The organism is Streptomyces sp. NPDC058955, from assembly GCF_042741435.1.
Classification (GTDB): Bacteria; Actinomycetota; Actinomycetes; order Streptomycetales; family Streptomycetaceae; genus Streptomyces.
On sequence record NZ_JBHYKM010000231.1, the window covers coordinates 1 to 2,818 of the forward strand.

Genomic DNA, 2,818 nt, shown 5'->3' on the forward strand with positions numbered 1-2,818 from the left:
TGCGCGAGCGCGGGCCCGGCCCACCGCCCCAGGGAGACCGCCCGCAGCGCCGCCGCCCGCCCCGCGTCCCCGGGGGCGAGCGCCGCCGACCCGTCGGCCGCCAGCCGCTCGAACCGGAACAGATCGACGTCCTCACGGTCCGCCCCGAGCCGGTAGCCGCCGCCCTCCGCGGAGTGGACCCGGTCCCGGCCGAGTGCCTTCCGGAGCCGCCCGACCAGGGCCTGGAGGGCGCCGCCGGCGTCGGCGGGCGGCTCGTCGCCGAACCAGACCTCGTCGACGAGCACGGAGACGGGCAGCGCCCGGCCGGGCCGCAGGGCGAGCGTGGTGAGCAGGGCGCGGACGCGGGGGCCGCCGACGGGCAGCTCGTCGCCGTCGGCGGTCAGCACACGGGTCGGTCCCAGGAGGCAGTAGCGCACACGCCCCATTCTCCGTGAGGGCCCGGTGCGCCGGGCGACGGGGGAACCGGCGGCCGGACCGGTACGTTCTCGCACCACACCCACTTCCGTACCGGGGGAGTCCGCGATGAGTTCGGCCGCCGTCCGCCGCCAGGAGCGCCGGATCAGTCCCGTCTTCCTGGCGGTGTCCGCCGTCATGGCGGTCACCGGGTGGGCGGTGTGGACGGACTTCGCCGCGCTGCCCGGGGTGGCGGTCTTCCTCTTCGTCACCTCGGCGTGGATCGTCTCGCTCTGTCTGCACGAGTACGCGCACGCCCGCACGGCGCTGCACAGCGGGGACATCACGGTGGGCGCCAAGGGCTATCTGACCCTGAACCCGTTCGCGTACACCCATGCCGTCCTGAGCGTGATCCTGCCGGTGCTGTTCGTGATCATGGGAGGGATCGGTCTGCCGGGCGGGGCCGTCTTCATCGAGCAGGGCCGGATCCGGGGCCGCTGGAAGCACAGTCTGGTGTCGGCGGCGGGGCCGCTGGCGAACGTGCTGTTCGCGGTGGTGTGCACGGCCCCGTTCTGGCTGGGCGCGCTCGACGGGGTGCCGGCCGCCTTCCGGTACGCGCTGGCCTTCCTGGCGTTCCTCCAGGTGACGGCGGCGCTGCTGAACCTGCTGCCGGTGCCGGGCCTGGACGGTTACGGGATCGTGGAGCCCTGGCTGTCGTACGGGGTGAAGCGGCGGATCGCGCCGTACGCGCCGTACGGCTTCTTCGTCGTGATCGGCCTGCTCTTCGTGCCGGCCGTCAACGCCGCCTTCTTCGACACGGTGGACGCCCTGATGCGCTCCCTCGGCGTCGACGGCCTGTCCCGCTACTGCGGCTCGTCCCTGTTCCGCTTCTGGGAGGGCGCGCCGGAGTACTGCCCGGTCTAGGCGCCGGGTCCAGCCACGGGGTCCGGGCGCCGGGTCTAGCCCTGGGCGGTGGCGGCGGTCTTCTCGGCCTTGGCGCGGCGGACGTAGTACCAGGCCATGTTGGAGGAGAGGCCGGCGAGGAGGACCCAGACGACGCCGATGAAGCTGCCGTTGACGAAGGAGATCACGGCCGCGGCGACGGCCAGGGCGCAGACCACGAGGGCGTAGAGGGCGAGACGGGGCATGGGGTCGGCTCCTGTCGGGCGGGTACGGCTGTTGGTGCCCGACCAGTGTCCCCCATGCCCCGAAGCGCCCGTTCTCCGGCTCAGATGTCGGTGACGCGCAGGCCGGCGTGGGCCTTGTAGCGGCGGTTCACCGAGATCAGGTTGGCGACCAGCGACTCGACCTGGTGGGCGTTGCGCAGCCGGCCGGCGAAGACGCCGCGCATGCCGGGGATGCGGCCGGCCAGCGCCTGGACGATCTCGACGTCGGCGCGCTCCTCGCCGAGGACCATCACGTCCGTGTCGATCTCGGCGATCGAGGTGTCCTTGAGGAGGACGGCGGAGAGGTGGTGGAAGGCGGCGGCGACCCGGGAGTCCGGGAGCAGCGCGGCGGCCTGCTCGGCGGCGGAGCCCTCCTCGGGCTTGAGGGCGTAGGCGCCCTTCTTGTCGAAGCCGAGCGGGTTGACGCAGTCGACGACGAGCTTGCCGGCGAGCTCCTCGCGGAGCGACTCCAGGGTCTTGGCGTGGCCGTCCCACGGCACGGCGACGATGACGACGTCGCTGCGGCGGGCGCAGTCGGCGTTGTCGGCGCCCCGCACGCCGTGGCCGATCTCCGCGGCGACGGCCTCGGCGCGGTCGGCGGCGCGGGAGCCGATGATCACCTGCTGGCCGGCGGCGGCGAGGCGGTAGGCGAGGCCGCGGCCCTGGTCGCCGGTGCCGCCGAGGACACCGACGACGAGTCCGGAGACGTCGGGGAGGTCCCAGGGGTCCTTCGGGGTGCGGGGCGGGGCGGGAGGAGTCGAGGAAGTCATGGGGCGACCCTACCGACCGGTTCGGTCCCCGTTCGGGTGGATCGGGGACAAGCGGCCGCGCGCGGGCGTCCGCTGGGGCAGGATGCGGCGCCATGGATGCCGTACGGGTCGCGTTGCTGCGGGAAGTGCTCGCCGGGACGGAGTGGCCGGCGGCCGCCCGCCGATTCGCCGGGGCGCTGCGGGCGTCGGTGGTGCCGCAGCGGGGCGGACTGCTGCTGGTCGGCACGGAGGCGTACGAGCCCTGGCACCTGGCGGCGCACCTGGTGGACGAGGCGGCCTGGTCCGGGCTGCCGGAGCTGGCGCCGACGCTGGTGCGGCACCGGGCGCGGCCCGGCGACCCGGCGCATCTGGCGGTGGGCCTGAGCCGGCTGGAGGCGGCGGGCCGGGGGGCGGCGCGGCGCGGCGTGGCGCCCGAGCGGGCCGGGGCGGGGGTGGGCCCCCGGGTGGCCGGCCCGCGGCGCGGCGGGGGCGCGGTGGTGGCGCGGGGCG

Annotated in this window: 5 protein-coding genes; 2 read left to right on the forward strand and 3 right to left on the reverse strand. The window is 75.3% G+C overall.

Going from position 1 to position 2,818, the window contains the following annotated elements:
• The coding region (locus tag ACFW1I_RS38170; RefSeq protein WP_384678720.1) for a winged helix-turn-helix domain-containing protein at positions 1-425 on the reverse strand (425 nt) is incomplete at its 3' end.
• Between the two features lie 97 nt (positions 426-522).
• Between ACFW1I_RS38170 and ACFW1I_RS38175 the strand changes: the two genes are divergently transcribed.
• On the forward strand, positions 523-1,317 hold the full coding sequence (locus tag ACFW1I_RS38175; RefSeq protein WP_384678723.1) for a site-2 protease family protein: 795 nt from the start codon (positions 523-525) through the stop codon (positions 1,315-1,317).
• Between the two features lie 35 nt (positions 1,318-1,352).
• Here the strand turns inward: ACFW1I_RS38175 and ACFW1I_RS38180 are convergent, their stop codons facing one another.
• Both ACFW1I_RS38180 and npdG read right to left on the reverse strand, forming a co-directional pair.
• Positions 1,353-1,541 carry a hypothetical protein gene (locus ACFW1I_RS38180; protein ID WP_384678726.1) on the reverse strand — a complete coding sequence of 63 codons (189 nt, stop codon included), beginning with the start codon at positions 1,539-1,541 and terminating at the stop codon, positions 1,353-1,355.
• A gap of 80 nt (positions 1,542-1,621) precedes the next feature.
• Positions 1,622-2,329, reverse strand: coding sequence for an NADPH-dependent F420 reductase (npdG, locus tag ACFW1I_RS38185; RefSeq protein WP_384678728.1), 708 nt, complete (start codon positions 2,327-2,329; stop codon positions 1,622-1,624).
• Positions 2,330-2,421: 92 nt separating this feature from the next.
• On the opposite strand from npdG, the gene ACFW1I_RS38190 reads away from it, so the two are divergent.
• The coding region (locus ACFW1I_RS38190; protein ID WP_384678731.1) for a hypothetical protein at positions 2,422-2,818 on the forward strand (397 nt) is incomplete at its 3' end.

Bases quoted from the DNA above. Each gene is read 5' to 3' on its own strand.
- npdG (WP_384678728.1), bottom strand. From the start codon at position 2,329: ATGACTTCCTCGACTCCTCCCGCCCCGCCCCGCACCCCGAAGGACCCC.
- ACFW1I_RS38175 (WP_384678723.1), top strand. From the start codon at position 523: ATGAGTTCGGCCGCCGTCCGCCGCCAGGAGCGCCGGATCAGTCCCGTC.
- ACFW1I_RS38180 (WP_384678726.1), bottom strand. From the start codon at position 1,541: ATGCCCCGTCTCGCCCTCTACGCCCTCGTGGTCTGCGCCCTGGCCGTC.